This is a genomic window from Rhizobium sp. WYCCWR 11152, assembly GCF_013087615.1.
Lineage (GTDB): Bacteria > Pseudomonadota > Alphaproteobacteria > Rhizobiales > Rhizobiaceae > Rhizobium > Rhizobium indicum.
The window spans coordinates 263,068-288,448 of the sequence record NZ_JABFCP010000024.1 but is presented as its reverse complement, the minus strand read 5'-3'; the positions used below and the strand labels follow the sequence as shown (position 1 = coordinate 288,448).

Annotated in this window: 28 protein-coding genes; 11 read left to right on the top strand and 17 right to left on the bottom strand. The window is 60.6% G+C overall.

Annotated features, from left to right (window positions below; translation table 11 throughout):
* The first annotated feature begins 15 nt into the window (after positions 1-15).
* Together G9X67_RS31710 and G9X67_RS31705 are read left to right on the top strand one after the other, a co-directional pair.
* Positions 16-765, top strand: coding sequence for an SDR family oxidoreductase (locus G9X67_RS31710; protein ID WP_171600512.1), 750 nt, complete (start codon positions 16-18; stop codon positions 763-765).
* On the top strand, positions 758-1,507 hold the full coding sequence (locus G9X67_RS31705) for an SDR family oxidoreductase (protein WP_171600511.1): 750 nt from the start codon (positions 758-760) through the stop codon (positions 1,505-1,507). Before G9X67_RS31710 ends, G9X67_RS31705 begins: the two co-directional genes overlap by 8 nt.
* Here G9X67_RS31705 and G9X67_RS31700 read toward each other — a convergent pair.
* From G9X67_RS31700 to G9X67_RS31690, 3 genes are all read right to left on the bottom strand, one after another.
* Entirely contained in the window at positions 1,488-1,745 is a 258-nt protein-coding gene (locus tag G9X67_RS31700) for a hypothetical protein (protein ID WP_138388714.1), read from the bottom strand. The genes G9X67_RS31705 and G9X67_RS31700 overlap by 20 nt on opposite strands.
* Before the next feature lie 54 nt (positions 1,746-1,799).
* Complete coding sequence (gene groL / locus G9X67_RS31695) at positions 1,800-3,428, bottom strand: chaperonin GroEL (protein WP_171600510.1); 1,629 nt, start codon at positions 3,426-3,428, stop codon at positions 1,800-1,802.
* A 153-nt stretch (positions 3,429-3,581) separates the two neighbouring features.
* Positions 3,582-3,896 (bottom strand): co-chaperone GroES, encoded by a 315-nt coding sequence (locus tag G9X67_RS31690; protein WP_171600509.1) that lies wholly within the window; start codon positions 3,894-3,896, stop codon positions 3,582-3,584.
* 351 nt (positions 3,897-4,247) lie between these two features.
* Between G9X67_RS31690 and G9X67_RS31685 the strand changes: the two genes are divergently transcribed.
* From G9X67_RS31685 to G9X67_RS31670, 4 genes are all read left to right on the top strand, one after another.
* The gene (locus tag G9X67_RS31685; RefSeq protein ID WP_171600587.1) at positions 4,248-4,538 is read left to right on the top strand and encodes a hypothetical protein; all 291 of its coding nucleotides are present in this window, start codon (positions 4,248-4,250) and stop codon (positions 4,536-4,538) included.
* 109 nt (positions 4,539-4,647) lie between these two features.
* Positions 4,648-5,004 (top strand): hypothetical protein, encoded by a 357-nt coding sequence (locus G9X67_RS31680; protein WP_171600508.1) that lies wholly within the window; start codon positions 4,648-4,650, stop codon positions 5,002-5,004.
* 54 nt (positions 5,005-5,058) lie between these two features.
* Positions 5,059-5,385 (top strand): DUF2934 domain-containing protein, encoded by a 327-nt coding sequence (locus G9X67_RS31675; RefSeq protein ID WP_171600507.1) that lies wholly within the window; start codon positions 5,059-5,061, stop codon positions 5,383-5,385.
* Positions 5,386-5,390: 5 nt separating this feature from the next.
* Complete coding sequence (locus tag G9X67_RS31670) at positions 5,391-5,810, top strand: HD domain-containing protein (protein WP_171600506.1); 420 nt, start codon at positions 5,391-5,393, stop codon at positions 5,808-5,810.
* A 148-nt stretch (positions 5,811-5,958) separates the two neighbouring features.
* Here the strand turns inward: G9X67_RS31670 and G9X67_RS31665 are convergent, their stop codons facing one another.
* From G9X67_RS31665 to G9X67_RS31650, 4 genes are all read right to left on the bottom strand, one after another.
* Entirely contained in the window at positions 5,959-6,228 is a 270-nt protein-coding gene (locus G9X67_RS31665) for a cyclase (protein ID WP_138388721.1), read from the bottom strand.
* A gap of 43 nt (positions 6,229-6,271) precedes the next feature.
* A complete protein-coding gene (locus tag G9X67_RS31660) occupies positions 6,272-6,535 on the bottom strand; it encodes a hypothetical protein (protein WP_138388722.1) in 264 nt (87 codons plus the stop codon).
* Between the two features lie 231 nt (positions 6,536-6,766).
* On the bottom strand, positions 6,767-7,411 hold the full coding sequence (locus tag G9X67_RS31655) for an RES domain-containing protein (protein ID WP_171600505.1): 645 nt from the start codon (positions 7,409-7,411) through the stop codon (positions 6,767-6,769).
* Positions 7,408-8,235 carry a hypothetical protein gene (locus tag G9X67_RS31650; protein WP_171600504.1) on the bottom strand — a complete coding sequence of 276 codons (828 nt, stop codon included), beginning with the start codon at positions 8,233-8,235 and terminating at the stop codon, positions 7,408-7,410. The genes G9X67_RS31655 and G9X67_RS31650 overlap by 4 nt, the downstream gene beginning before the upstream one ends.
* Before the next feature lie 208 nt (positions 8,236-8,443).
* Between G9X67_RS31650 and G9X67_RS31645 the strand changes: the two genes are divergently transcribed.
* The gene (locus G9X67_RS31645; RefSeq protein WP_171600503.1) at positions 8,444-8,950 is read left to right on the top strand and encodes an HIT family protein; all 507 of its coding nucleotides are present in this window, start codon (positions 8,444-8,446) and stop codon (positions 8,948-8,950) included.
* Between the two features lie 25 nt (positions 8,951-8,975).
* On the opposite strand, the gene G9X67_RS31640 is transcribed toward G9X67_RS31645, so the two are convergent.
* The 7 genes from G9X67_RS31640 to G9X67_RS31610 all read right to left on the bottom strand — a co-directional run bounded on the left by G9X67_RS31640 (position 8,976) and on the right by G9X67_RS31610 (position 17,090).
* A complete protein-coding gene (locus G9X67_RS31640) occupies positions 8,976-10,826 on the bottom strand; it encodes a DUF2264 domain-containing protein (RefSeq protein ID WP_171600502.1) in 1,851 nt (616 codons plus the stop codon).
* Between the two features lie 77 nt (positions 10,827-10,903).
* A complete protein-coding gene (locus tag G9X67_RS31635) occupies positions 10,904-12,178 on the bottom strand; it encodes a sugar ABC transporter substrate-binding protein (protein WP_171600501.1) in 1,275 nt (424 codons plus the stop codon).
* A 35-nt stretch (positions 12,179-12,213) separates the two neighbouring features.
* The gene (locus G9X67_RS31630; RefSeq protein WP_138388728.1) at positions 12,214-12,942 is read right to left on the bottom strand and encodes a YesL family protein; all 729 of its coding nucleotides are present in this window, start codon (positions 12,940-12,942) and stop codon (positions 12,214-12,216) included.
* Positions 12,943-12,962: 20 nt separating this feature from the next.
* A complete protein-coding gene (gene ugpC / locus G9X67_RS31625; protein WP_171600500.1) occupies positions 12,963-14,072 on the bottom strand; it encodes a sn-glycerol-3-phosphate ABC transporter ATP-binding protein UgpC in 1,110 nt (369 codons plus the stop codon).
* A 15-nt stretch (positions 14,073-14,087) separates the two neighbouring features.
* Entirely contained in the window at positions 14,088-15,260 is a 1,173-nt protein-coding gene (locus G9X67_RS31620) for a glycoside hydrolase family 88 protein (RefSeq protein ID WP_138388730.1), read from the bottom strand.
* 4 nt (positions 15,261-15,264) lie between these two features.
* Entirely contained in the window at positions 15,265-16,101 is an 837-nt protein-coding gene (locus tag G9X67_RS31615; RefSeq protein WP_138332606.1) for a carbohydrate ABC transporter permease, read from the bottom strand.
* Complete coding sequence (locus tag G9X67_RS31610) at positions 16,098-17,090, bottom strand: sugar ABC transporter permease (protein WP_171600499.1); 993 nt, start codon at positions 17,088-17,090, stop codon at positions 16,098-16,100. The genes G9X67_RS31615 and G9X67_RS31610 overlap by 4 nt, the downstream gene beginning before the upstream one ends.
* A 124-nt stretch (positions 17,091-17,214) precedes the next feature.
* Between G9X67_RS31610 and G9X67_RS31605 the strand changes: the two genes are divergently transcribed.
* The 4 genes from G9X67_RS31605 (at position 17,215) to G9X67_RS31590 (ending at position 22,171) form a co-directional block, all read left to right on the top strand.
* Positions 17,215-19,011, top strand: a complete 1,797-nt coding sequence (locus tag G9X67_RS31605; protein WP_171600498.1) for a heparinase II/III family protein — start codon at positions 17,215-17,217, stop codon at positions 19,009-19,011.
* 124 nt (positions 19,012-19,135) lie between these two features.
* Positions 19,136-19,996 (top strand): carbohydrate-binding protein, encoded by an 861-nt coding sequence (locus G9X67_RS31600; RefSeq protein ID WP_171600497.1) that lies wholly within the window; start codon positions 19,136-19,138, stop codon positions 19,994-19,996.
* A gap of 116 nt (positions 19,997-20,112) precedes the next feature.
* The gene (locus G9X67_RS31595) at positions 20,113-20,781 is read left to right on the top strand and encodes a response regulator (protein ID WP_138332614.1); all 669 of its coding nucleotides are present in this window, start codon (positions 20,113-20,115) and stop codon (positions 20,779-20,781) included.
* Positions 20,771-22,171 carry a sensor histidine kinase gene (locus tag G9X67_RS31590; RefSeq protein ID WP_171600496.1) on the top strand — a complete coding sequence of 467 codons (1,401 nt, stop codon included), beginning with the start codon at positions 20,771-20,773 and terminating at the stop codon, positions 22,169-22,171. The genes G9X67_RS31595 and G9X67_RS31590 overlap by 11 nt, the downstream gene beginning before the upstream one ends.
* A 97-nt stretch (positions 22,172-22,268) precedes the next feature.
* Here the strand turns inward: G9X67_RS31590 and G9X67_RS31585 are convergent, their stop codons facing one another.
* The 3 genes from G9X67_RS31585 to G9X67_RS31575 form a co-directional block, all read right to left on the bottom strand.
* A complete protein-coding gene (locus G9X67_RS31585) occupies positions 22,269-23,150 on the bottom strand; it encodes an ABC transporter permease (protein WP_062942872.1) in 882 nt (293 codons plus the stop codon).
* A gap of 11 nt (positions 23,151-23,161) precedes the next feature.
* On the bottom strand, positions 23,162-23,980 hold the full coding sequence (locus G9X67_RS31580; protein WP_171600495.1) for an ABC transporter ATP-binding protein: 819 nt from the start codon (positions 23,978-23,980) through the stop codon (positions 23,162-23,164).
* Positions 23,981-24,078: 98 nt separating this feature from the next.
* Positions 24,079-25,092: an ABC transporter substrate-binding protein gene (locus G9X67_RS31575; RefSeq protein WP_171600494.1), complete on the bottom strand. Its 1,014-nt coding sequence runs from the start codon at positions 25,090-25,092 to the stop codon at positions 24,079-24,081.
* Positions 25,093-25,381: the final 289 nt, after the last annotated feature.

Genomic DNA, 25,381 nt, shown 5'->3' with positions numbered 1-25,381 from the left:
CACTGAGGTGGAACTTTGAAGAACCAGACCGCAATCATCGTCGGCGGCGCTTCCGGGCTCGGATTGACGACGGCCAAACTGATGATCTCGCATGGGGCGACCAGGATCGGGCTCATCGATCGTAATGAGCAGTTGCTTGCCTCTTCGGCCGAGGCGCTTGCCGCGCTCGGCGCCGAGGTCGCAACCGCGGTTGCTGACATTTCCCGGGCGGAAACGGCTCATCGCGGGTTTAACGAGATCGCCGGCAAGCTCGGTCGGATCCACGTGCTCGTCAACAGCGCTGCCATCTATCCGAGACGCCCTATCCTCGAGATCACCGACGAGGAATGGGACCTCGAAAATGCGATCAACGTGAAGGGTACCTATCATATGATGGTGGCCGCCGTTCTTCATATGCGCCAGCACGTGAACGCGCCTGCGGTTACCGGGCGGATCGTCAACGTGACCTCGGTCGATGCTTTCAAGGCCCATCCCCAGAATGCGCATTATGCCGCAACCAAGGCGGCTGTCGTCAGCCTGACGAAATCCTTTGCCCAGGAATGCGCCAAGGACCAGATCCTTGTCAATTCCGTCGCTCCTGCCGGCTTCGCCACGGATCGCGCCAAGGAGCTGGGATTCCTTCCGGAACTGGCCAAGGCCAGCGCGCTTGGCCGCGCGGCCGAGCCGGTCGAAATGGCGGAGTGGATCGTCATGATGGCATCGAGCCGCAACACCTATGCCACCGGCGAAAACGTCGTCGTCAGCGGAGGCTATATCTATGTCTGAGCCGCTGCCCTATCGGGTCGCCGTGGTCACCGGTGCGACGAGCGGCATCGGTCGCGCCACCGTCAGCAAGCTGCGCGAGATGGGGCTGACGGTCTATGCCGTTGGCCGAAACGCCGAGGCTCTTGAGGAACTCGCGCGGGAAAGCGGGGCGAAGCCGGTCCGTGCCGATGTACGCGATACCGCGGAAATCGTCAGGCAGCTTCACGGAACAGACGTCGATATCCTGATCAACAATGCCGGCATTCTCTCGACACGGGCGACATTCAACGAGATCGAACCGTCCGAGATCGATGCCATGATCGACATCAATCTCAAGGCGCCGATGCATCTGACCCGCGCATTCCTGCCTGCTATGGTCGAGCGAAAGCGCGGCCACCTGATCTATATCGGTTCGAGCGGCGGTCAGGCGCCCTATCCGAACATGGCCGCCTACGGCCCCTCGAAGGCCGGGCTCAGCCTGTTTTGCGACAATTTGCGCTGCGACCTGCTCGGGACCTCGGTGCGTGTGACGGAGGTGGTGCCGGGCCGCGTCCAGACGGAGCTTTATCGAACTGCAATAGCAGGTAACCAGGCGCGGTCACTGCTATATGACGGCTACCGTCCGATCCAGCCTTCTCACATCGCCTCGATCATCTCCAACGCCATCGAGCTTCCCGTCTTCGTCGACGTCGCCCGAATTGAAGTCTTCCCGACGGACCAGGCAACCGGCGGCGGCACCATGGTCAAATTCCCGGAGCAGTAGGCGGGCGCTCGGTCGTTTCGAAGAGGCCGCGGGCCGCCTCGACCATCGACTGCAGGTGATTGGGGTCGCGCACGCCCTGCCGGTAAAGCTCGATGATGATGCTCGCCGTTCGTTCGGCTTCGTCGCTGTCCTTTTCCACCTGGTATTCGGATCTGATCTTGTCGAAGACCCGCTGGCAGATTTCAAGATCGCGGGAGTCCAGCGGTACCTGCGATCGGTTTCTGATCGTTTGAACCATCTCTATTCCCTCAGATAAGGCCCGCCCAGCGAGGCCGGCGGGCCGGCAAACGCCTTAGAAGTCCATGCCGGGGCCGGCGGGCATTGGCGGCGGCGCGTCCTTCTTGGGTTTCTCGGCGATCATGGCTTCCGTCGTGACGAGAAGACCGGCGATGGAGGCCGCATCCTGCAGCGCGGTGCGAACCACTTTGGCCGGATCGATGACTCCCTGTGCATAGAGGTCGCCATATTCGCCAGTCTGAGCGTTCCAGCCGTAGGAAAACTCGCTCTTCTCACGCAGCTTGCCGACGATGACCGAGCCTTCCGCGCCGGCGTTTTCGGCAATCTGGCGAGCCGGCGCCTCGACCGCGCGGCGAACGATGTCGACACCGACGCGCTGGTCGCCATTGGCGGTCTTGATATTGTCGAGCGCCTTGACGGCGCGCAGCAGCGCCACGCCGCCGCCCGGCAGAATGCCTTCCTCAACCGCCGCGCGGGTTGCATGAAGCGCGTCGTCGACGCGGTCCTTCTTTTCCTTCACTTCGACTTCCGTCGAGCCGCCGACACGGATGACGGCAACGCCGCCGGCCAGCTTGGCAAGGCGCTCCTGCAGCTTCTCGCGGTCGTAGTCCGAAGTGGTTTCTTCGATCTGCGCCTTGATCTGGGCAACACGGCCTTCGATGTCGGTCTTGGCGCCCGAACCGTCGACGATCGTGGTGTTTTCCTTCTCGATCGACACCTTCTTCGCACGGCCGAGCATATCGAGCGTGACGGATTCGAGCTTGATGCCGAGATCTTCGGAGATGACGGTGCCGGCGGTCAGGATGGCGATGTCTTCGAGCATGGCCTTGCGGCGGTCGCCGAAGCCGGGCGCCTTGACGGCAGCGATCTTGAGGCCGCCACGCAGCTTGTTGACGACGAGCGTCGCGAGGGCTTCGCCTTCGACGTCTTCAGCGATGATAAGCAGTGGCTTGCTGGATTGGACGACGGCTTCGAGAACCGGCAGCATCGACTGCAGGTTCGAGAGCTTCTTCTCGTGGATGAGGATATAAGGTTCTTCGAACTCGACCCGCATCTTGTCGGCATTGGTGACGAAGTAGGGGCTGAGATAGCCGCGATCGAACTGCATGCCTTCGACGACTTCGAGTTCGGTTTCTGCGGTCTTGGCTTCTTCGACAGTGATGACGCCATCATTGCCGACCTTTTCCATGGCTTCCGCTAAAAAGCGGCCGATTTCGGCATCGCCATTGGCGGAGATTGTGCCGACCTGGGCGATTTCGGAATTGTTGGAGATCTTGCGGGCGTTGGCCTTCAGTTCCGCGACGATGGCGGCGACCGCAAGATCGATGCCGCGTTTCAGGTCCATCGGGTTCATGCCCGACGTGACCGCCTTGGCGCCCTCCTTGACGATCGCCTGGGCCAGCACCGTTGCCGTCGTGGTGCCGTCGCCGGCGACGTCGCTGGTCTTCGAAGCAACTTCGCGGACCATCTGGGCGCCCATGTTTTCGAACTTGTCTTCGAGTTCGATTTCCTTGGCGACCGAAACGCCGTCCTTGGTGATGCGCGGGGCGCCGAAAGATCTTTCGATAACGACGTTGCGGCCTTTCGGGCCGAGGGTCGCCTTCACCGCGTTGGCCAAAATGTCGACGCCACGCAGCATCTTCTCGCGGGCTTCGGTGCTGAATTTGATTTCTTTAGCAGCCATGTCCTCACTCCTTCATAGGCAGCCAGAGCAGTTCCAGGAAAAGTGCAACGCGGTTTTCCGTTCGGAACTGCGTCAGAAATAAGAGGTTGGAGCGGTTTTGCGTTTCCATGAAAAGCTGAAGCGCTCCAGCGTCGACTGATGTCCGCAGGAATCTCAGGCGGCCTGCTTCTTTTCGCCCTGGGTTTCGATAATGCCCATCACGTCGCTTTCCTTCATGATCAGCAGGTCTTCGCCATTGATCTTGATCTCGGTGCCGGACCATTTGCCGAACAGGATGCGATCGCCGGGCGTGACGTCGAGCGCCTGGATCTGGCCGGCCTCGTTGCGTGCGCCGGGGCCGACGGCGATGACCTCGCCTTCCTGCGGCTTTTCCTTGGCGGTGTCGGGAATGATGATGCCGCCCTTGGTCTTTTCCTCTGAATCGACCCGGCGGACGAGAATGCGGTCATGAAGCGGTCGGAACGACATGTCTTCCTCCATCGACAAACAGTGATGACGGTGTCCCTAGCCGGACCGGATGACCAATCCGGGCGGGTACGCAGGGCTCGCGCGCGAGCCTTGCGAGAATGATTTGGTTCGACGGGTTTGCAATTCAAGAGGCGACGGAAGAAAAATTGGCACTCCCTGCCAATGAGTGCCAACGCCCTGCAGGGAACAGAAAATCGGCTCCTGCGTTCGAATGGTAAGGCGGATGGCGCTGTGTCGAAGCGAGTTCGAGTTGCATTGAGGCTTGAATTCGGATTTCGGCGTTCCCAGCTTTTTGGTGACCGAGGCTTGATGAGCTCGGTCATCGTCCCACGTCTTTTTGGAGTGAGTGACATGGAAGAGAAGGCCAATTTAATTAAAGACCTCAGTATCGAGGAACGCGAGGAAATCCTCGTCGATATCGCTCGTACGCTGGAGGACACGGCGCGTGAGGCTTTTGTCGAAGGCAACACGCACTTTGCCGCACTCTCCAACAACATGGCCGAAGCGATCCGCGGCAACGCCGATGAGCTCGCCCGTGACGATCCGGAAAATGCCGAGCTCGTATTGCAGCAGGCAACGGCGATGATCTCGCAATTCGAAGCCGTGCACCCCTATCGGATGGTGAGTATGGCCGTCCATTGAGCGCAGGCTGTGTGGCTCCGCCTCGATCGCCCGCTCAAATCAATCGCCACCCATGCGGAACTCTCACTGCTTGCGAAGGTTATTGGATCACAACATCGAAAGGTGATCCATGACGACTTTCAAATCCAGCGTGCCGCCCGAGAGCGGAACAGATGACGCGCGTTCCGCCGATACGGAGCGAGCCGAGACCGATCGCAAGAGAGCATTGGAAAATGCCCGGCGCAACGCGAGTTCGGCATCAGATCGCGATAGCGACACGGAAACCCCGAGCCTGAAGCTTGCGAAAGAATATCTCAGCCTCGGCGGCCACCGCCGGTCCATGATCGACGACAACATCACCGATGTTCGCCAATGGGATGAGGATCCACCCAAGGCCGAGCGGTTCTGGAAGGAACGGGTGGAGACGCTTCCAGAGGATCAACGCAAACAGGTGGAGGATTTTCTTCCAACCATCAACACGCCCTGATAGGCGGCCGGGCCGCTCTTCGGAGGGCTCATCCCAGTGCGCTTGGAGGAGATCATGGCGATAGACAAGCACGAGCAGATACGCCAGCGCGCCTACGAAATCTGGGAGGCCGAGGGCCGCCCGGATGGCGCCGACCAGCGCCATTGGCTTCAAGCCTGCGACGAACTGTCGGGCGACGATGAGAATGAAACGCTGCAGAATCTGCTCGATGAAGACGACAGGGATGATGCGGCGCTACTTCAAGGCGCCGGTGAGAGTGGCGATCTCGATCGGCGGCGGGCGAGGCCTGTCCAGGCCGCCGTGGCTCCCGCCCCTGACATCGAGATGACGACGGGCGAAAAGCCTTACCCGCGGAAGATTAGAAAAACCAAAGGGCCATAATCGCCATGCAGCATCTCGACCATGCCATCCAGATCGCTCTTACGGCCCATGAAGGTAAGGCGGACAAAACCGGCCGGCCGTACTTCGAGCACTGCCAGCGGGTAGCCCTTCTGGTTTCCGGCGACGAGACGCGAACGGTCGCTTACCTTCATGACGTCGTCGAGAAGGGAAGCGCCTGGACGCTCGACAGGCTGAGGGAAGAAGGCTTTCCGCCGGCGATCATCTCGGCGGTGAATGCTCTGACACGGCGGCCGGACGAGCCGGATGACGACTTCGTCAGACGTGCGGCATCAAACCCGCTGGCCTTGCCCGTCAAACGGGCCGACCTCGAAGACAATCTCCGGCAGGCCGAACAGGCCGGCGAGAAAATGGAAAGATACCAGCGCGGCCTGGATCTGCTGCGCGAGATCAGGAACGGACAATAGAACTCGGACAAATTTGCGCAGTTCGCCTGCAACTGCCACCAAGGTCGGCAATTGGCGCAGGGGCACACTACTCGGCTTCCATGTCATGTGCCGAGCGCGACAGCAACCTGGCCTCCGCTTGCAGCGGCGGAGGCCGTTTGGCCCTATTTCATGTTTTGTTGGTAAACCACACCGTCGGCGCGCCGAGTACGCCTCCCGTGCGCATCGCCGTCTTCAGCTCGTCCAGCTTGCTGAACGACTGAGCCGCTTCCAGCGTGGCAAACTCGTGGGTCACGGTAATATCATTCGGATTGTCGACGGCTCGATAAACGGCTTGCGCTGTCACCCCATTGGCCTTTTGCACTGGCGAAAAGGCATCATATATTTTGCGCCAAGCGGCGTAGTCGGAGACTTCGTGCCGCACGAATAATGTCGTCATATCATCCTCCCGCGTTGCATTTCCAAGTCTCGTCGAGATGTGGTTACGATTGCACGAGGAAGGTCATGGTCTCGGGCAAGACGCCGTCACTCGCCATCGCATCGGCCGCTGCCTTGGTCTGCATGAAGGCCATCAACTTTTCCATGTCTGCAACGTCCATGACCAAGCCGACGCGGTTGGACGTTTGAGGGTCTGTAAACGTGCGAATGTTCGTGACGCCAACGGGTTCCAATACCTGTTTGCGGATGGGTGAAGCGAGCCAGTGTTTCGTGTCTTTGACGTCGTGACAGATCATTATGGTGGGCATTGCGGTCTCCTCTCAAGATTTCGGAAACTGAAAGCTGAGTATGCTGCTGCGCGTTGCCGGATTTCATTACAGCAATGTTGCGAAGAGTGGGTTTTTCTTATTCATTAGTTGAAGATGTAAATATAATTATTGAGTAATTCGAAAATATTATGCGACGGCGGCGTTGAGCGCGCATTGGTTTTTTGAGAATAGCTTTGGTGGCGGCTCTGGAGTCAGCGAGCGTCATTGGGGCTAAGATATGATCGTGATGCCCGCACGGCGCCCATAGTCCCGCAGTTCGAGAAGGAGATCGGCGTCCGCACCGGCGTCACTGGATTGAACGACGTCGAGCCGGTCCTCTGCCAAGCGATCCTCGAACAGGATGATACATTGCTCGGGGTCGCACTGGCGGGACGTCCAGACCAACCCGTCGACGTCGGCGCGCGCCCGATGAATGGCTTCGGCCCATAGGACGGTCTCGCCATAGGTCGACTTCGGCGTTTCGATGAGATCCGTTTGACTGAGTTTCCAGGCCTTCAAATCGGGTGCGAAAAGGCTTGCCAGCCGCAGATCACGCTTTGGCGCGATGACGCTCACCGTCCGCGCTTCGACGACGGCAAGCCGGACGGTCTTGAACGCGGCGGTGGGTTCGATGTCGTGAAAGATCGACTCGAAGGCGGCCGCCTCTCTGCTCGTTGCGGCATAGAGCGTGGCGACACAATTGCCCTGCGCGTCGTTGAACGGAGCAAAGCTCGTCGGCTGTCCCTGGCAGGGATTGAATTGTCCTACCCGGAAAGATGACAGATGGCTTCGATGAAGCGCCGTACCTGCCTTGATCGTCCGGATGTTGATCGTTGGAAAAGGCGACGGCGGGCTTGGCAGAGGAGGGTGGCTCACCCACCGACCTCTTGCCGCTCGCGGGTCGCGGCAGCCGTCACCGCGTCCATATCGTCAAGCACATCCATGGGCGCCTTGTCGTCCAGCCAGCCGTTCGTTGAAACGAACCAGAATGCGCGCTGCCATGGAGACAGGTTCTCCGGAAGAGCCGCAAGCGCCTTCTTGATTGCAGGATGCGGCCGTCCGTCCCGGAGCTGAAACGCCGGAAAATATTCGGTGCCGCGATGATATACCGAGAAAATGTCGCCGGCTTTCTTCCAGCGCGCTGCGGTCGCGTACAGGTTTCGCGCGCTTGAGCCGGCGCGGTTTCCGACCTCCGCGCTGGTGAGCTGCGGCACCTCAGCGATGAAGCGATCCCTGAGCTCCAGATTGTCCGCTGCGAGCACGCCGCGCGCCTCGCCAAGCTCATCAGGCAGGATAACGTCCGCGAGCTTGTTGATCGCGTCTTCCAGCCGGCTTTCCTCCAGCGAACCGCTGACGCGGACCATCGTCTGGAAGAAGGTCTTGACGGATCTGCGATGTCCTTCCGGGAGATCGGGTTTCAAGCGGATGATCACGGAATCCCCGACCGCAACATTTGCCATCGCCCTGGCGAGCTTCGCGAGTTCGGGGTCCGCGTTCTCAGGAAAAGCAGATCGATCGACGGCGAACTTCGTCAGGGTCTGCAGGAAGGCATCCGCGAAGGCGTCACGCAGAGCGTTTTCATCCGAGGTCCGTTCTGGAGCAACGCCTTTGCGCCGGCGGCCAGCCAATGGCACGGTTCGTCCCTCGTTGGCGGACGACCGGTCAATCATGAGAAATTCGGAAAAGAGAGCTTCGGTCATTTCGGCCACGTGAGATTGGTGATGAACATCTCAATATCACTTAAGTCATGCAAAGTCGATTGCAATGGGAGTGTCAGGATGATCATAACCTCGCATATGTGCCAGTGGACAGATTTGATGGCAGGATCGATTTGACTTCCCAATATCGGCTGCCGCACCAATTTGACGATCGGATACGCCTCGGCGCGTGAGACGACGGAGGTTCAGGATGAGCGAACGCCAACCATTTGATCTCAAGGCCTATACGCATGACATCGGAACAAGGTCATGCTTTATTTGCGGCTTGGTCTCTAATGACCCTGACTTCTTTCATCATCGCGTTTTTGAAGACGGTGAGACGATCATTTTCCTGAGCAAATATCCCACTCTACCCGGCTATTGCCTTGTCTGTCCGAAGGCGCATCGTGAGGATCTGGCGCGGGATATGTCGACGGATGAATATCTTCAACTACAGGAGAAGGTGCACGTCTTGTCGCGTGCCCTCAAGAGCGTGTTCGACGCCGAGCGAATTTATGTGCTTTCGCTCGGCAGCCAGCAAGCCAATAGCCACCTGCATTTTCATGTCGTTCCCTTGCCTTCAGGCGTGCCTCTCGAAGAGCAGCAATACCATGCGCTGATGGCGGAGTATGGGGTCCTGCAGATACCTGACGATCAAATGGCAGAGTTGGCGCAGCGCATTGCAGAAGCATACCGTGCCGAGTTGACCGCACGATAGTCACTCCTGTTCCCCCAATCCCAGGCTATGTCTGGAGGGCGAATGCCGACACCCGCTCGCCGTTCTGGCGAAAGAGCCGCTCCACCTCTTCGAGGCGGGGGCAGTCGGGCGGGTTATCGAGCGCTTTTGCCCAATTCTCGCGACTGGGCAGGGCCATCGCGGCGGTCACCAGCACGATGGTGCCTGCGCCGATGTCGCCGCGCAGCTGCGGCAGCAGGGTCTTGGCGTGGATGAGGTTGGTGTTCGGGATCGGGCTCATCGCATGGCCGGACCTTCGATTGGGCGATAGATCCACGATCGCGCTGACGTCGGTCTGCCCGTAGCAGACAGCTCGGCCATCCCTTATATCGGAGCGGTCGGCATTGAAATCCGCGCGTTCGATCGCAAAGCCGCCCTCGATGGTCATCAGGGCGCGTGGTGTGGCGATGCGGTGAATGCGGATGTGCCATGGGCTTTCGGGAAGCAGCCAGGTTTCGACCGTGACATCGCTCCAGGGGCGCCAGCGCGAATAGAGCAGGTCGCCAGCGATCAACGCCTCTTCGAGAGTTTCCCGCATGCGGAAATGGACGCCGTCATCGGAGAGGCCGAGCATGCCGTCGAAGCTTGCGGCGGAGAAATTCCGATCGTCGGCTTCGATGTTGAAGGCGTAGCGGGTGGAATAGACGAATTTCGAATATTTCTCGTTTGCGCCGAGCATCTTGTCGTGCTGCTGCCCTGAGGAGAGCACGACCACGTTGCCCGGCGTGTGCATGGCGACCATTCCCGCCGGCTTCAGCGCAACCGGCTCCGGAAATTCCGGCTGCGGCGCCTCCTCGGCAGCCCAGAACGGATGATCCCCTGCAAGGGCGAGCGGCAGGAAGAATTTCAGCGCCCAATAGGGCGAACCGGGCGAGTTGTAGCTCTCGCTCATGAAGAGGTTCGGATAGCCGTAGCCGACCGAAAGAACGCCGTCGCGATCGGCAATCGGCATCGCCGACCACCAGCGGATATGGCGCATGTAATAGCCCTTGATCTCCGCCCAGGGCAGCGCTTCGACGCCGGCAAAGGCAAGCGCGCCCCAAAAGCCGCCCGCTGCAAAGCGGTAGGTCTGGCTGCGGCCGAAGGCAAGGGCTGCGCCATCGGGGCCGAACCAGTGGCGGATATCCCTGGCGAAGATCTCGGCACGATCGCGGAAACGAACCTTGCGCGCCTCGTCGCCTTTGGCGAGCACCGCATAGATCAGGCCGTAGAAATGCATGGCGAAGGGAATGTAATGATCGACCCGCCGGACCGGCCCGTCGCGATACCAGCCTTCTCCGAGGTCGAAAGCCTCCACTTCGTCGAGATAGGCGAGGGTTTTCCGGTGATCGAACGCCACGCTCACGCGTTCCAGCCCGAGATCGATGAGCACGCGGAAGAATTTCCAGTTGTTGTCGATGAATTCCAGCTCGCGCGCTCTGAGAAGATAGGCAGCGACCGTCTTCTTCTCGCTGTCGTCAAGCGGTTCCCAGATGTGCTCGGGCACGAGCGCCAGGGCGAAGCCGACGGCGGCGAGCTCGACCAGCCGCTGATTGCGGTCGGCAAGATCGCCCCAATATTCGGGATGAGCCGGATTGGTGCCGTTTGCCAGCCCGCGGCGATAGAGATCCCAGTGCGGAAACGCGCCGCCGCCGGCAACGAGCGGAACGATCCCCCAGAGCGGCCGCGCAAATCCCTCCAGATCCGCCGCCGCCCGATCGAAGATCGCGCCGGCCGCACCGAGGCGCACACGGGCGCCGCCCTCGGAAAAATACGGCAGCAGCGGCTCGAAGAGATCGATGACGGCCTTGGCGAGGTCGTCGCGTGTCTTCAAGGGATTGCCGAAAAGCGGATTGGCCCGGGCGGGATCATAAATCATTGTCAGGCTCGAAATTCATGAAAAACAGGATCGGCCGCGGGCAGATATTGCCCGCGGCCGTCGACATTTCTGGACGCCTACTTGATCGCCTTCACGCCTTCGGTCATTTCCTTCAGCCCGTCATCGACGGAGGTGCTGTCGGTCATGATCGCGTCATGCGCACGGTTGAGCACGACCTCTATCTTGGCCGCGTTCGGGTTGACCGCCATCTCCAGGTAGGTTTTCGACGGCTTCAGCGCCTCCTTGCTGGCCGCATCCTCAGGAAAGCCGGGTGTTGCCGCGATCTGGGCGCTAACGTCATTCGTCTTGAGCGCGGGGAAGGTGCCCGTCGACGCGATGACTGCTGCGCCCTCAGGACCGGTGACGAACTTGATAAAATCGAGCGCGGCATCCTTGTGAACGGAATTGGCGTTGACCGCCAGGCCCGAGATCTGCGCAGCGGTGGTGCCGGTCGCCACACCGTCGGGATGCGGGAACTTCACGATGCCCCAGTTCTTGCTCTTCGATTCACCCGATTTCACCTTGGTGATCTGGGTGCCGACGAACCAGGTGCCCATCGGCAGCATGCCGATCGTGCCATTGAAGAAGAGCGCCGAATAATGTGTGTTCGACGTCTTCAGGAAGGCATAGGAGGGAATTGCACCATCCTTCTGCAGGGTCAGCGCCCTCTCGTACCAGGGCTTCAGGAAGCCGTAGTCGCCGTCGACCAGCGTGTGTTTTCCGTCGAGGATGGCGGGCAGTTGAACGGTCGAGCGCCAGGTATGCAGAAGCGCGCCGTAGGTCTTGTTGGTGCCCATGCCGCCCGAAAGCTTCTCGGCGGTCTCGTCGAACTGCGCCCAGGTCATGTCATTGGTGGGGTAGGCGACGCCTGCTTTGTCGAATATGTCCTTGTTGTAATAGACGACCCAGAAGTCGGACCGGAACGGCAGCGAGTAGATCTTGCCGTCGATGGTCAGCTCTTCGATCAGGCCGCCATAAGGAGCCGGGTCGATTTTCTGATCCTTCACGAAGCCGCTGAGATCGGCGATGTTGCCGGCGCGCACCAGATTGGTGTAGCCCGGCACATCCTTGATGGTGACGATGTCGATGTCCTTGGAGCCGCCGGTCAGTTGCGTCGAGATCATCTGCTGGTAGTCCTGCGAGCCGAGGTCCATCGGCTCGAACTTCACGTTGGGATGCTTGGCCTGATAGGCCTCGATCAGAGGCTTGTAATAGGCGGTCTTGTCCCAGTCCCACAAAGCCCATTTGAGCGTCACGGCGTCCTGGGCAAGCGCTGCCCCGGCCGTCATCGCGGCCAAGGTGAAACCCGCCACGGCAAGTTTCACCGTCCCCCCGAATTTATCCAAATACATTCCCGTTCTCCTTCCCTGGATCATCTCTGGATCAGTTATTTTATGAAGCGTCTCGTATGCGGTTCGCGGTGCGGTTGTGTTGCGTTTGGCAGGTCTAGAACCGTCACCGCCGCCCGATGGACGCCGAATGCGACGGCGAACATTCCGAGTGAAAAATTGAAGGTTGCCGGCATGAACACGGAAACCGGATAGAAGAGGATGTGCGCCAGCCAAAGGCTGGCGGCAAAGGCGAGCGCGGCAAGCGCCGGGAGCGGACGGATGACGGAGGCGAGCGCGGCGAGGCGCAGCAGCCTAAGAGCCGGCAGATCGCGCATCACCATGAGAACGATGAGATGGCAGGCGAGGACCGCGACATAGGCGGTGGCGACGAGGGCGACCGTCAGCGGTGCGCTGAGCAACAGATTGTCGCGTGCGCCTGCGGCATAGGTGGCGATCGCATAGAGGCCGATTGCGAGCGCGCCGCCCAACGCCAGGCCCCAGGCGGTGGCGCGCCAGAAGTAGCGCAGAAAAGCTTCCGTGAAGTCCCTGAGAAGATAGGTGTTGCGATCTTCCACCAAGGCTACCGAGACCCGGGCCATGGCGGCGAGCGCTGCCGGCAGGGTCACGACGAAGAGGGCGGCCAGGATGAAGAGGATGTTCAGCTTGACCATCTCCCACCACTCGCGGACGAGGATCTCGGCGAACAAGGCAAGGCCGGTCCTCTTCGGCGCATCCTTCGGAATGCCCGGTCCCTCCCTCGTCCACATGTCCCGCAACCACTGCATAGCCATCTCCCGCAGGCGCCTCAGTATAGAATCGAGCGTTCCGTTTCCTTGTCGAACAGCTGCGCATTGGTCATATCGGCGACCAGCGTCGCCTCCTCGCCAATATCGGGCCGGTAGCGCGGCGAGACCCGGGCGATCAGATTGCGCCCGCCCGCCACCATGTTCAGGTGCACTTCCGAGCCCATGGGCTCGGCAAGTTCGACGATCGCCTTGAGCGGCGCCAGGTTCTCCGGTGCGATGTCGGCCGGCGGCAGTTCGTGGAAATTCTCCGGACGGATGCCGAGCACCAGTTCGCGGCCCTCGTAGGGGGCGATCCTGCTCTTGTCGAAATGGGCAGGCAGCGGCAGTTCCCGGCCGTCGAAGACGGCGACGTAGCCATCGCCCCGGCGCAGAATGGTCGAGGGCAGCATGTTCATCTGGGGCGAGCCGATGAAACCGGCGACGAACATGTTGACGGGGCGGTCATAGAGGTTCTGCGGCGTATCGACCTGCTGGATGTGCCCGTCCTTCATGACGACGATCCGGTCCGCCATGGTCATGGCTTCCACCTGGTCATGGGTGACGTAGATGAAGGTGGCGTTGAGTCGCTTGTGCAGCTTGGTGATTTCGGAGCGCATCGTTCCGCGCAGCTTGGCATCGAGATTGGAAAGCGGCTCGTCGAGCAGGAAGACGGCCGGATTGCGCACCATGGCGCGGCCAAGCGCGACGCGCTGGCGCTGGCCGCCCGAAAGGGCCTTCGGCTTGCGGTTCAGGAGATGAGAGATGTCGAGGATCCTGGCGGCGTCCTGCACCTGGGCATCGATGAAGTCGCGCGACACCTTCCTGAGCTGCAGGCCGAAAGCCATGTTCTTGTAGACGGTCATATGCGGATAGAGCGCATAATTCTGGAAGACCATGGCGATATCCCGATCCTTGGAAGGAACGTCGTTCATGACGTCGCCGCCGATCTTGAGCTCTCCTCCCGATATCTCCTCGAGACCGGCGATCATCCGCAGCGTCGTCGATTTGCCGCAGCCGGAGGGGCCGACCAGAATGATGAATTCCTTGTCGGCGATCTCGAGGTCGATGTCGTGGACGACGGTGAGCGCACCGTAGCTCTTGTTCAGCTCTTTAAGCGAAATGCTGGCCATCGGGTTCTCCTGAATTCACCAATAGGAAGACCAGTTGCGCGAAAGGCGCGTCAAAGCTTCCATGTAATAATAATCTCCCCAGGAGACGCATTCATCGACACCCTCGCCGCGGCAGGTGTTGAACGGCGATTTCTTCGAATAGGTGGCGTGCAGCACCAGGCCGTTGGAGATCGTGGGGTCCTTGACCGCATAATGATCCGCAAGGCTCTTCATCATGCGCCGCGCCAGCATGCGATAGCGTGCTGCCGGTTCCGGCTCGGCGAGATCGGCCATTTCCAGAAGGCCGCAGGCGGTGATCGACGCCGACGAGCTGTCGCGCGGCTCGCCGTCGCCGTCCGAAAAGACGAGATCCCAATAAGGCACCATGTCGGCAGGCAGCCGGTTGAGATAGAAGGCGAGCAGCCGGTCGAAGGTCTGGCGATATTCATCGATCCGCTCGTAGCGATAGGAGAGCGCCATTCCCGAGATTGCCCAGGCCTGTCCGCGCGCCCAGGCGCTGTCGTCTTTGTAACCCTGCTTGGTGGCGCCGCGCACCGGCGCTCCGGTGACCGGGTCCATATAGAAGGTGTGATAGGTGGAATCGTCCGGCCGAACCGAGTTGGCGAGTGTGGTGCGGGCGTGAATGAGCGCGATCTCGCGGTATTTAGGATCGCCGGTTTCGCGGCTCGCCCAGTAGAGAAGCGGCAGGTTCAGCAGGCAGTCGATGATGTAGCGGTATTCCTCCGCCTTGCCTTTGCGGCCCCAGGCCTGGATGAACTGGCCGATGGGCTGAAAACGCTCGATCAGCTGGTCGGCGGCCAGGATGCCGGCCCTGCGGCCATCCTCGTCTCCGACGAGCTTCCAGGCGGCGATGCAGGAGGGCGAATAGAGAAAGCCCATGTCGTGATGGTCGGTCTCGATGCGGTTCACGATCCGATGCAGGAACGACTGGACCTGGATCTGCGCGGCATCCCGGAAAACCGCCTCGCCGCTGTGCTCGAAAGCGAGCCACAGCTCTCCGGGCCAGAAACCCGCGGTCCATTGATCGTTCGCCACCGCGGGATAGAAATTTCCGACGCTCGAATGGTTCTGCGAGGCATGGGTGAACTGGGGGAGGTTGCGCCTGATCTGCCTGACGGCAAGATCGAGCGCGGCTTTGACCTCCGGGTCGGTGATCGGCTGTGGGGCGACGGACGAGACGGCGTTCATGGATTTAACCCTTCAGTCCCGTCGAGGCGATGCCTTCGACGAAGAAGCGCTGGAGAGAGAGGAAGACGACGAGAACCGGAATGAGGGCGACGACGGAGGCTGCCATGATGAGCCCGTATTCGGCCGAATATTGCGAGATGAACATGCGCAGGCCGATCTGGACGGTCTTCAGCTCGGTCTTGGTGAGGTAGATCATCGGCCCGAGAAAATCGTTCCAGGTGGTGACGAAGGTGAAGATCGTCAGTGTCGAGAGCGCGGGCTTCGACAGCGGCAGCATGATGCGCGCCCAGATCTGGTACTCGTTCATGCCGTCGATGCGGGCCGCCTCGCAGAGCTCGGTCGGGATCGACATGTAGAACTGCCGCATCAGGAAGACACCGAAAGCGGTGAAGGCCTGCAGGCAGATCAGCGCCAGATGGGTGTTGTTGAGGCCGAATTCGCGCATCAGCAGGAATTGCGGCACCATATAGACCTGCCAGGGCATGGCGATGGTGGCGATGTAGCCGAGGAACAGGGTGTTCTTGTAGGGGAAATTCAGCTTGGCGAAGGCGTAGGCGGCAAAGCTGGAGGTCAGAAGCTGCAGCAGCGTAACGATGATCGTCAGCTTCGACGTGTTGTAGATGAAGAGCGCAAGCGGGATCTTCGTCCAGATATCGACGTAGTTGTGCCATTGCGGCTCGGACGGTATCCACTCGATCGGGAAGGCGAAGACGTCGCGGCTGAGCTTCAGGGATGCCGAAAGCATCCAGGCGAAGGGCATCAGCATGATCAGCGTGACGGCGATGACGATGGCGTAGATCGCGACCGATCTGACGGTCACCTTGCGTCCTGCGACCCTCATTCACCGTCCTCCCTCTGGCGCCGGAACTGGAAGACGGTGACGGCGAGCACGAGGAAAAACAGCACCAGGGCGACCATGCTCGAATAGCCGAGATCCCAGGAAATGAAGGCCTCGTTGTAGATGTGATAGACGAGGACGAGCGTCGAGGTGCCGGGCCCGCCCTGGGTGATCATGTAGATCTGGTCGAACACCTTGAAGGACTGGATCGTCAGCATGACGGTCACGAAGAAGGTCGTCGGTCCGAGTTGCGGCACGGTGACATGGATGAACTTCTGCCAGGAATTGGCGCCATCGAGATCGGCGGCCTCATAGAGCTCCGAATTGATGCCCTGCAGGCCGGCCAGATAGATGACCATGTAATAGCCCATGTTCTTCCAGATGCCGAAGAGGATCACCGTCACCATCGCCCAGTGGCGATCGGCCGCCCATCCCGGCATGTTCTTGGGATCGAGGCCGAGCGTGTAGAGGATCATGTTCACCGGTCCCATCTCGGGATTGAAGATCATGTTCCAGACGACCGCCACGGCCACCAGCGAGGCGACATAGGGGAAGAACATCGCCGTGCGGAAGAAGTCGCGCCCCGCGATCTTCTGGTTGAGGAGAACGGCGAGGCCGAGCGCGCAGATGAGCGTCGCCGGCACGGAGGCGACAGTATAGATCACCGTGTTCCAGAACGCCGCGATGAAGGCCTTGTCGTCGAAGAGCCGCCAGAAATTATCCAGCCCGGCGAAGGTGATCGCATTCGAGCCGTCCCAATGCATGAAGGCGAGCACGAAGGCGAACAGGATCGGGCCGAGCGTGAAGACGGCAAAGCCGATGAAATTCGGGGCAATGAAGGAATAGGCGACGAGCGCGCTGCGTATCTTGCGCTGCCGCTTGGACAAGACCGCGACTTTTCGGCTTGGGATTGCCGGAGCGCCATCCGTCGCGATGACCGAATTCGATATGGACACCGATGCCTCCTCTTCCTCTGCAACCACATAGCACATATCCGGTATTGGTCAAACAAGTTCTAAACAGGTCATACGAATGTTATGGAAAGCGCAAAATACATATGATAGGTGAGCATGCAGACCAAACGCCCATCGATGCTTTTCCGGTACGGGGAGAGACATGTTCAGCGAGATTTCAGGGGACCTGCCGGATGTGCTGGGTGATTTCACGCCTGGGGCGGTCGGCTCCGATCGCCCCAGATGGAACTCCGTGCCGCAGGCGGTACGGGAGCTGGTCATTGGCGAGGCCGAAGAGACGCTTGCGCGCGCCTGGCCGTTGATTGCGGCTTCGGATTACCGGGAATACACCGCGACGGGCAACCGCGCGCGCTTCGAGGAGCTTTATTTCACGCGGCGCCGGATGCTCAACAATCTGGTGCTCGGCGAACTCGTTGAAGGCGGGGCGCGCTTCCTGCCGAAGATCGTCGACGGCATCTTCCTGATCGCGGAGGAGAGCGGCTGGCAGCTTCCGGCGCATAACGCCTATGAACGAAGCGGCGCGCGGCTGCCGCTTCCCGACAATTCGCAGCCTGTCGTCGATCTCTTCGCCGCCGAAACGGCGGCGCTGCTTGCCACCATAGTCGCATTGCTTCGCGACAAGCTCGACGGCATCAGCCCCGAGATTGCTGCACGCATAGAGCGCGAGATCGAAACCCGCATCCTTTCGCCCTATCTCGGCCGGCATTTCTGGTGGATGGGCCGCGGCGAGGAGCGGATGAACAACTGGACGGCATGGATAAGCCAGAACGTCCTGTTGACGGTCTTCTCCCTGAAAACCGATCAGCCCACGCGCCACGCCGTCGTCAAAAAGGCGCTCGGCAGCCTCGACGCCTTCCTGAAGGACTATGCCGAGGACGGAGCCTGCGAGGAGGGCGTGCTCTATTACCGCCACGCCGCACTCTGCCTGCATGGTGCCTTGACCATCCTGGATAGGGTGGCGCCGGGCCTGTTCAGCCGATTTTGGCAACAGCCGAAGATCCGCAATATGGCCGAATATATCGCTCACATGCATGTGGCCGGCCGCCATTATTTCAACTTTGCGGATTCCTCCGCGGTGGTCGACCCCTGCAGCGCGCGGGAATATCTGTTCGGACAGGCGGTCGGCTCTGAGATGCTGGCTGAGTTCGCTGCATCCGACAGAGCCGCTTCCGATAATCCGCACCTGCCGGGGGAATGGAACCTCTGGTATCGCGTGCAGGAACTGCTGGTCGGCCCTACGCTTCCCGCTGCCGCCGAGCCGCATCCCGCATCCCGGCGCGATATCTTCTATCCCGGCATCGGCCTGTTCATCGCCCGCGACGAGCAGTTTTCGCTTGCGGTCAAGGGCGGCAACAACGGCGAGGGCCACAACCACAACGATGTCGGCAGCGTGACGCTTTACAAGAACGGACGTCCGTTCCTGATCGATGTCGGCGTCGAGACCTATACCGCAAAAACCTTTTCGGCGCGGCGCTACGAGATATGGACGATGCAGTCGGCGTTCCACAACCTGCCGACATTTGCAGGCGTCATGCAGTTGGCTGGCGAAGCTTTTGGCGCGCGCGATGTCGAGGTCGGGTTCGACGAAGGGAGCGCGCGCATATCGCTCGATATTTCAGACGCCTATCCCCCCGAAGCGCAGTTGCACAGCTATTGGCGCGTCGTTTCCCTGCTGCGCGGCCGCCATGTCGAGATCGTCGACACCTATGACGGCGGCAAGCCGGCGGTCCTGTCGCTGATGACATGCCTGGCGCCGACCGTCAGCCCGGACAGGATCGACCTGGCCGACCTCGGCAGCATTTTCGTCGGGGGCGCCGGCGAGATCGAAATCGACGAGATCGGCGTGGACGACGCCCGGCTGAGATCGGCATGGCCCGAGAAAATCTATCGGCTGCGCGTGCCGTTTGCCGGCAGGCTGCTGAGATTGCAGATCGTCTAGAACAGGATGATTTTAGGCCGGGTCGGCCCAAAATTTGAATCCTGTTCTAAATTAAAGAGTTAGAGCATGACGTCGTCCGAAAATCGCTCACACTTTTCGGCATCATGCTCTGGGGAGGGCGAGCATGGAATTGACGCTGAAGATCGTGGATGCCGATGGAGCGGTGCTGGCGAGTTCCACAGGCCGGGACGAGACGTTCCTGGTCTATCGCCATAGCTATCGCGAAGGCGATCGCGTGATCGTGGAGGTCTCCGAGCCCGGGCATGTCTTCCTTTCCCTTGATGGCGCGATCCAACCCGGCCTGGTCTATATGAAGGAATGCGCCTATTCGCTCGCCGTGCCCTTCGGCGACAAGCGCAAGCCCTATTCGCCGAATGCCTTCAGGGGCGATATCCACCGGCTTTCAGCGCGAAGCACACGGCCGGGCGAGATCATTCACCGGCGCAATCTCGCCCTGAACCCCTGGGACGATCACGCCAATCGGGCTCTGTTTCCGCATGCGCGCGCCAATGTCGAGACCCGGGGCGAAGCGGTCTTTGCGGCGCGCAACGCAATCGACGGCGAAAAGGCCAACGATGATCACGGCTTCTGGCCCTATACGAGCTGGGGCATCAATCGCGATCCGCAAGCAGCACTGACGGTGGAATTCGGCAGGCCGGTCAGGATCGACGAGATCGTTTTCTATCTTCGGGCTGACTTCCCCCATGATTCCTGGTGGGAAGCGGCCAGCATCACCTTCTCGAACGGTAAGACCTGCTGTTTTCCGCTGGTGAAATCGGGCACCGCCCAAGGCTTTCCCATAGAGCCCTGCATCATCGAATGGGTGGAACTGCACGGTCTGATCAAGGCCGAAGACGCCTCGCCCTATCCGGCGCTGACCCAGATCGAAATCTGGGGAACCGAGGCGCCGGAGACCGGGACGTCGCGGTTGCGGTCGACGACAATTGCGGAGGCGCCGACGGGAGCGCTTGGTGACGACGTTTAGGGCGATCGCATGCGATAGCATCTCTTTCTGCTTCGGTCGGGAATAGAGGCCAAGCAACAGCTGTGGAAAGCGTGTCACGCTTCCGCCGGGCCGCCTGCCCATGCTAAGGAGGTCGGATGCGACTGCTTGTGGTGGAGGACAACAAGGATCTGGCGGCCTGGCTGGGGAAAGCCCTGCGACAGGCGCAATACGCTATCGACATTGCCCATGATGGCGAGGACGCGGAGCATATGCTCAAGGTGGCGGAGTATTCGGCGATGATCCTCGACCTGGCGCTACCCAAGCTTGACGGATTGACGCTGTTGAAGCGATTGCGGCAGTCCGGAAACAAGCTGCCGGTCATCATCCTGACCGCGAATGCGAGCCTGGATGGCCGTGTTGCAGGGCTTGACAGCGGCGCCGACGACTATCTCGCCAAACCCTTCGAAATCGCCGAGCTCGAGGCGAGGATTCGTGCAGTGGTCCGTCGCGGCCAGGACCGGGCATCATCCGAGATTACCGTCGGCAACCTGCGTTTCTCCGGCGGGACGCGGCAGTTTTTCGTCGCAGGCGAGCTGCTGCAACTGACGCCGCGCGAATATGCCGTGCTTGAGCAACTTGTCATGAAGCTTGGCAACACAGTCTCGAAAGCCGCCCTTTCTGAAAGCGTGTTCGGTTTCGACGACGAGGCGGATCCGAGCGCCATCGAAATCTATGTCCACAGGCTGCGAAAGAAGCTCGAGAGCAGTTCGGTTCAAATTGCCACGTTGCGCGGACTTGGTTATCTCCTCAGACATGTCCAGTAGCCTCGTCACCAAGGTGGGCGCGACGATCGCGCGGCTCGGCCAGAGCCTGAGGGTGCAACTGCTCTGCTGGGTGTTGCTGACCCTGTGCGGGGCGATCGGCTTCAATCTTTATGACAGCTTCTGGACGGCTGATGCCACAGCAAAGCTGGTGACGGATCGAACACTTCTGGCATCGGCGCGCGTCATTGCCGAAGCCGTGCGCGTAGACGAGGGCGGCAATGTTCAGGTGGACGTGCCGCCTGCCGCGCTGGAGATGTTCGATACGGGCTTCGGCGACCGGGTATCTTATCAGGTCATCACCGCGTGGGGCAGTCTGGTCAGCGGCTTTCCCGACCTGCCGTTGCCGGCCGTCCAGCGCACCGGCGAGGATCGCGCGTTCCACGGTGCCGATGTCCGCGTCATGATGCTCGACCATCCCGTCGTCGGCCTTCCCGATGACGGCACGATCTCCGTGACCGTCGCCGTTACGCATAACAGCCAGTATGCGATGCGAAGGCAATTGTGGCTCTCAGACTTTTCGAAGCAGTTCGTGCTCGTCTTCGTCGCAAGCCTGGTGACCATCCTCGGCCTTCAGCGGGGCCTGGCGCCTGCGCTGAGACTGCGGGACGCCCTGCTCCAGCGCGGGCGCAACCGTCTCGATCCGCTGCCGCCGGAGATGGTGCAGAGCGAGCTGCAGCCGCTCGTTCACGCCCTGAACGACTACATGGAGCGCGTCCAGAACCAGATGGCCGCACAGCGACGGTTCGTATCGAATGCTGCGCATCAACTGCGAACCCCCCTGGCGCTGATTTCGACGCAGGCTAGCGTGGCGGCCCGCGAAGCCGACGCGGCTCGCCGCGACGAGGCGCTTGTCGCCCTTCGCACCAGCACGAAGCAGATCTCGCGTCTCGCCAGCCAGCTGCTTACCTTGTCGCGGGCCGAGCCCGGAAGCCGGCGCCCGCGCAGCGATGCGACCGACCTTAGCAAGGCTGCCCGCGAGATCCTGGAAGCACATGCCGAAGAGGCGCTGAGGCGCAACATCGACGTCGGCCTGGAAGCCGTCCGCCCGGTCATTGTCGACGGCGACGCGACGATGTTGCGCGAGATGTTGGTCAACCTCATAGACAATGCGATCCGCTATACCCGCCCGAATGGACGGGTGACCGTTGCCGTCGGGCAGGCGGACGGCAACGCCGTCGTCACCGTCGAGGACAACGGGCCGGGCATTCCGAGCGGGGAGCGCGAGCAGGTTTTCGAACGCTTCTACCGGATCATGGGGACCGAAGCCGAGGGGAGCGGTCTGGGGCTTGCGATCGTTCGGGAGGTCGTCGAAGGCACTGGAGGTTCGGTCTCGCTCGGTGACGCGGAAGGCGGTGGGCTCGTCGTGACGGTGCGGCTTCCGCTCACGTAAACCCGAATGCGCACTAATGCTCTTTCCAAGATTGAGAGAAGGCCGGGCATGGCGCCCGGCCTTCTGTTCGATCTGCCTTGGGAGGAAGTCGATTGGATCACTGGGTATCCAGGTGCTGCTGCGGACGCCATTTCGCCAGGCGGTTCTCGATCAATGTCATGATGTATTCGGCAAAAAGCGTGACGACCATGACGAGGAGAATTGCCGCGAACATCCCGGCGGCATCGAAGGTACCCTTGGCGATCGAGATGAGTTGACCGATCCCAAAGCGGGCGCCGACGAATTCGCCGACGATTGCGCCGATGATCGCGAAACCAAAGGACACGTGCAGGCTGGCGAAGATCCAGCTCATCGCCGAGGGAATGACCACCGTGCGGGTGACCTGCCAGTCCGAGGCGCCGAGAATGCGGGCATTGGCGATCATATTGCGGTCGGCCTCGCGCACGCCCTGGAAGGCGTTTGCAAAGACGACGAAGAACACCATGATGAAGGCGAGAGCAACCTTGGAGGGCAGGCCGAGACCCATGATCATGATGAAGATGGGGGCAAGAACGACGCGCGGTATCGAATTGATCGCCTTGATATAGACGGAGAAGATGTCCGACAGGAAGCGGTTACGGCCAAGACCGATGCCGACGAAGACGCCGGTGATCGAACCCGCGAAGAAGCCGATCAAGGCCTCCTCCATCGTCACCCATAGATTATACCAGAGCGAACCTTCCGTGGTGCCTTCGGTTGCCCATTCGTAGAGGCGCTGAACGACGCCGCTCGGGCTCGAATAGAAGAACGGATCGATCCATTGCATGTTTGAGGACAGCTCCCACATGCCGATCACGAAGACCAGGATGGCGATCTGCCAAAAGCGCACCAGCGTCTTGCGCCGGCGCATTGCCTTCAGCGCCGATGCCTCGATTTCCGTGTCCGACGTGCCCGGCCGAAACATGGTGGCCGAACCGGCCTCAAGTGTGATGTGTGCCATGATATCCTCCCTCAGGCCGCTTCGCTCGCGCGGCGGTAGCTGGTCTCCACTTCCTCGCGGAGGTCCTCCCAGATCGTCTTGCAATAGTCGATGAAGCTCTGCTCGTAGCGGATTTCCGACACGACGCGCGGACGGGGGAGATCGATCGTGTAGACCGACTTTACCGTTGCTGGGCCGGCGGTCAGCACATAGACCTTGTCGGCGAGCGCGACGGCCTCTTCCAGATCGTGGGTGACGAACACCACCGAGGCCTTGCGCTCCGCCCACAGCTTCAAGAGCTCTTCATGCATGACGGTGCGGGTCTGGACGTCGAGAGCCGAAAACGGCTCGTCCATCAGCAGAATCTCCGGCTCGTTGATGAAGGTCTGTGCCAGTGAGACGCGCTTGCGCATGCCGCCGGAAAGCTGGTGGGGATAGTGATGGACAAACTTCGAAAGGCCGACACGGGCCAACCAGTCGCGTGCGCTCTTTTCCGCTTCAGTGCGCGACTTGCCCCGAAACAGCGGACCGGCCATGACGTTGTCGATCACGTTCTTCCAGGGAAAGAGTGCGTCGGTCTGGAACGCGAAGCCGACACGCGGGTCAATGCCGGTGATCGGACCGCCCATCAACCGGACTTCACCGGCACTCGGGCGTGCGAGACCCGTCACAAGATTGAGCGTCGTCGATTTGCCGCATCCGGTGGGGCCGACGACGGCGACGAACTCTCCGCGGTCGACCGTCATGTTGAAATCGCGCAAGGCCGTAAGGGACTTGCCGGTCGGCGAGACGAAGCGGCGGCTGACGTTGATCAGCTCGATCGCCGGGATCTGGTTCTTGTCATTTTGCATGATGATACCTGAGGCGTGCTTTGGGCGCGTGCACGCAATGCCCATGGATCGATCGGGAGGTCGCTTCCGGCTGGAGCCGGAAGCGATGCGACGACGCCTTACTTGACGTTCTTGACGAAATCCGTCGTGTAGGTCTTGGAAAGGTCGATCTGCTTGCCCTTGACGTTCTTGGAGAACTCCGAGAGCACGGCAAGCACGGTCTTCGGACCGTCTTCCGGCATGACGCCATCCGGTGTGAACATGCCCTTGCCGTCGTCGAGAGCCTTGATGTAGCCGTCCTTGTCGCCGACGTAGAAGTCCTTCGGCATCTTGTCCGCGATCTCGGCGGACGAATGCGTGTTGATGTAGCGCAACGTCTTGACGAAGGCGTTGGCGAGCTTCTGTGCCTCTTCCTTGTGCGCGTCGACCCAGGAGGCTTCCATGTAGAGCGAGGCGGCCGGATAGGTGCCGCCGAGCGCCTGACGGGTCGACTCGACCGTACGCATATCGACGAGCACGCTCGCCTCGCCGGTCTTGATCATGCGCGAGATCGTCGGCTCGGTCGTCATGCCGGCCTGGATCTGATCCTGTTGCATGGCAGCGATGAAGGTGCCGCCGGCGCCGACCGGAACCGTCACGACGTCGCCGGGCTTCAGCCCGGCCTTCGAGGCCATGAAGAGGGTCAGGAAGTTGGTGGACGAGCCGAGACCGGTGACGCCGAGGGTCTTACCTTTGAAGTCGGCCGGCGATTTGATGTCAGGATGTTTGCTCGAAACCATCTCGACTTCGCCCGGCGCCTGGCTGAACTGGACGATGGATTCGACGAATTTGCCTTTGGCCTGCAGGTCCACACAGTGGTCGTAGAAGCCGACCACGCCCTGGACGGCGCCGGCCAGAAGCTGATTTTCGGCATCGACGCCGGCAGCTTCGTTCAGCAGTTCGACGTCGAGACCCTCGTCCTTGAAATATCCGAGCGATTCGGCAAGCTTGGCGGGCAGATAGATCTGCTTTTCATAACCGCCGACCATGATGGTGATCTTATCGGCCGCATGTGCGGCGCTGGTCGCGAAAGATGCTGCGGCGAGAAGCGTCGAAAAAGCGACGGTGTGAAAAAGGCTGCGTGAAGAACGCATGGAAATCTCCTCCTGTGGTTTGCTAGCATCGTCGTCTCGCCACCTTGACCCGTGTCTCCTCCACGATGCTGCCTCTTCCTATGACGTCGAAGCTTTCAACTAGCTTTCAGTCGCGGATGGGTAAGCAGCCCGTCGAATTCCATCCATACATCCCTCATCGCGGGAGCAACGGGCGCGTAGTCGTTTCTTAAGCCAGATGCGCCGTCCCTTCCATAGATTTGTGCCCAGACGGATCTCTATCCGAGCGCATGCAGCATCAAGCCATCGCGGCAAGCGCTTCAATGTGAAA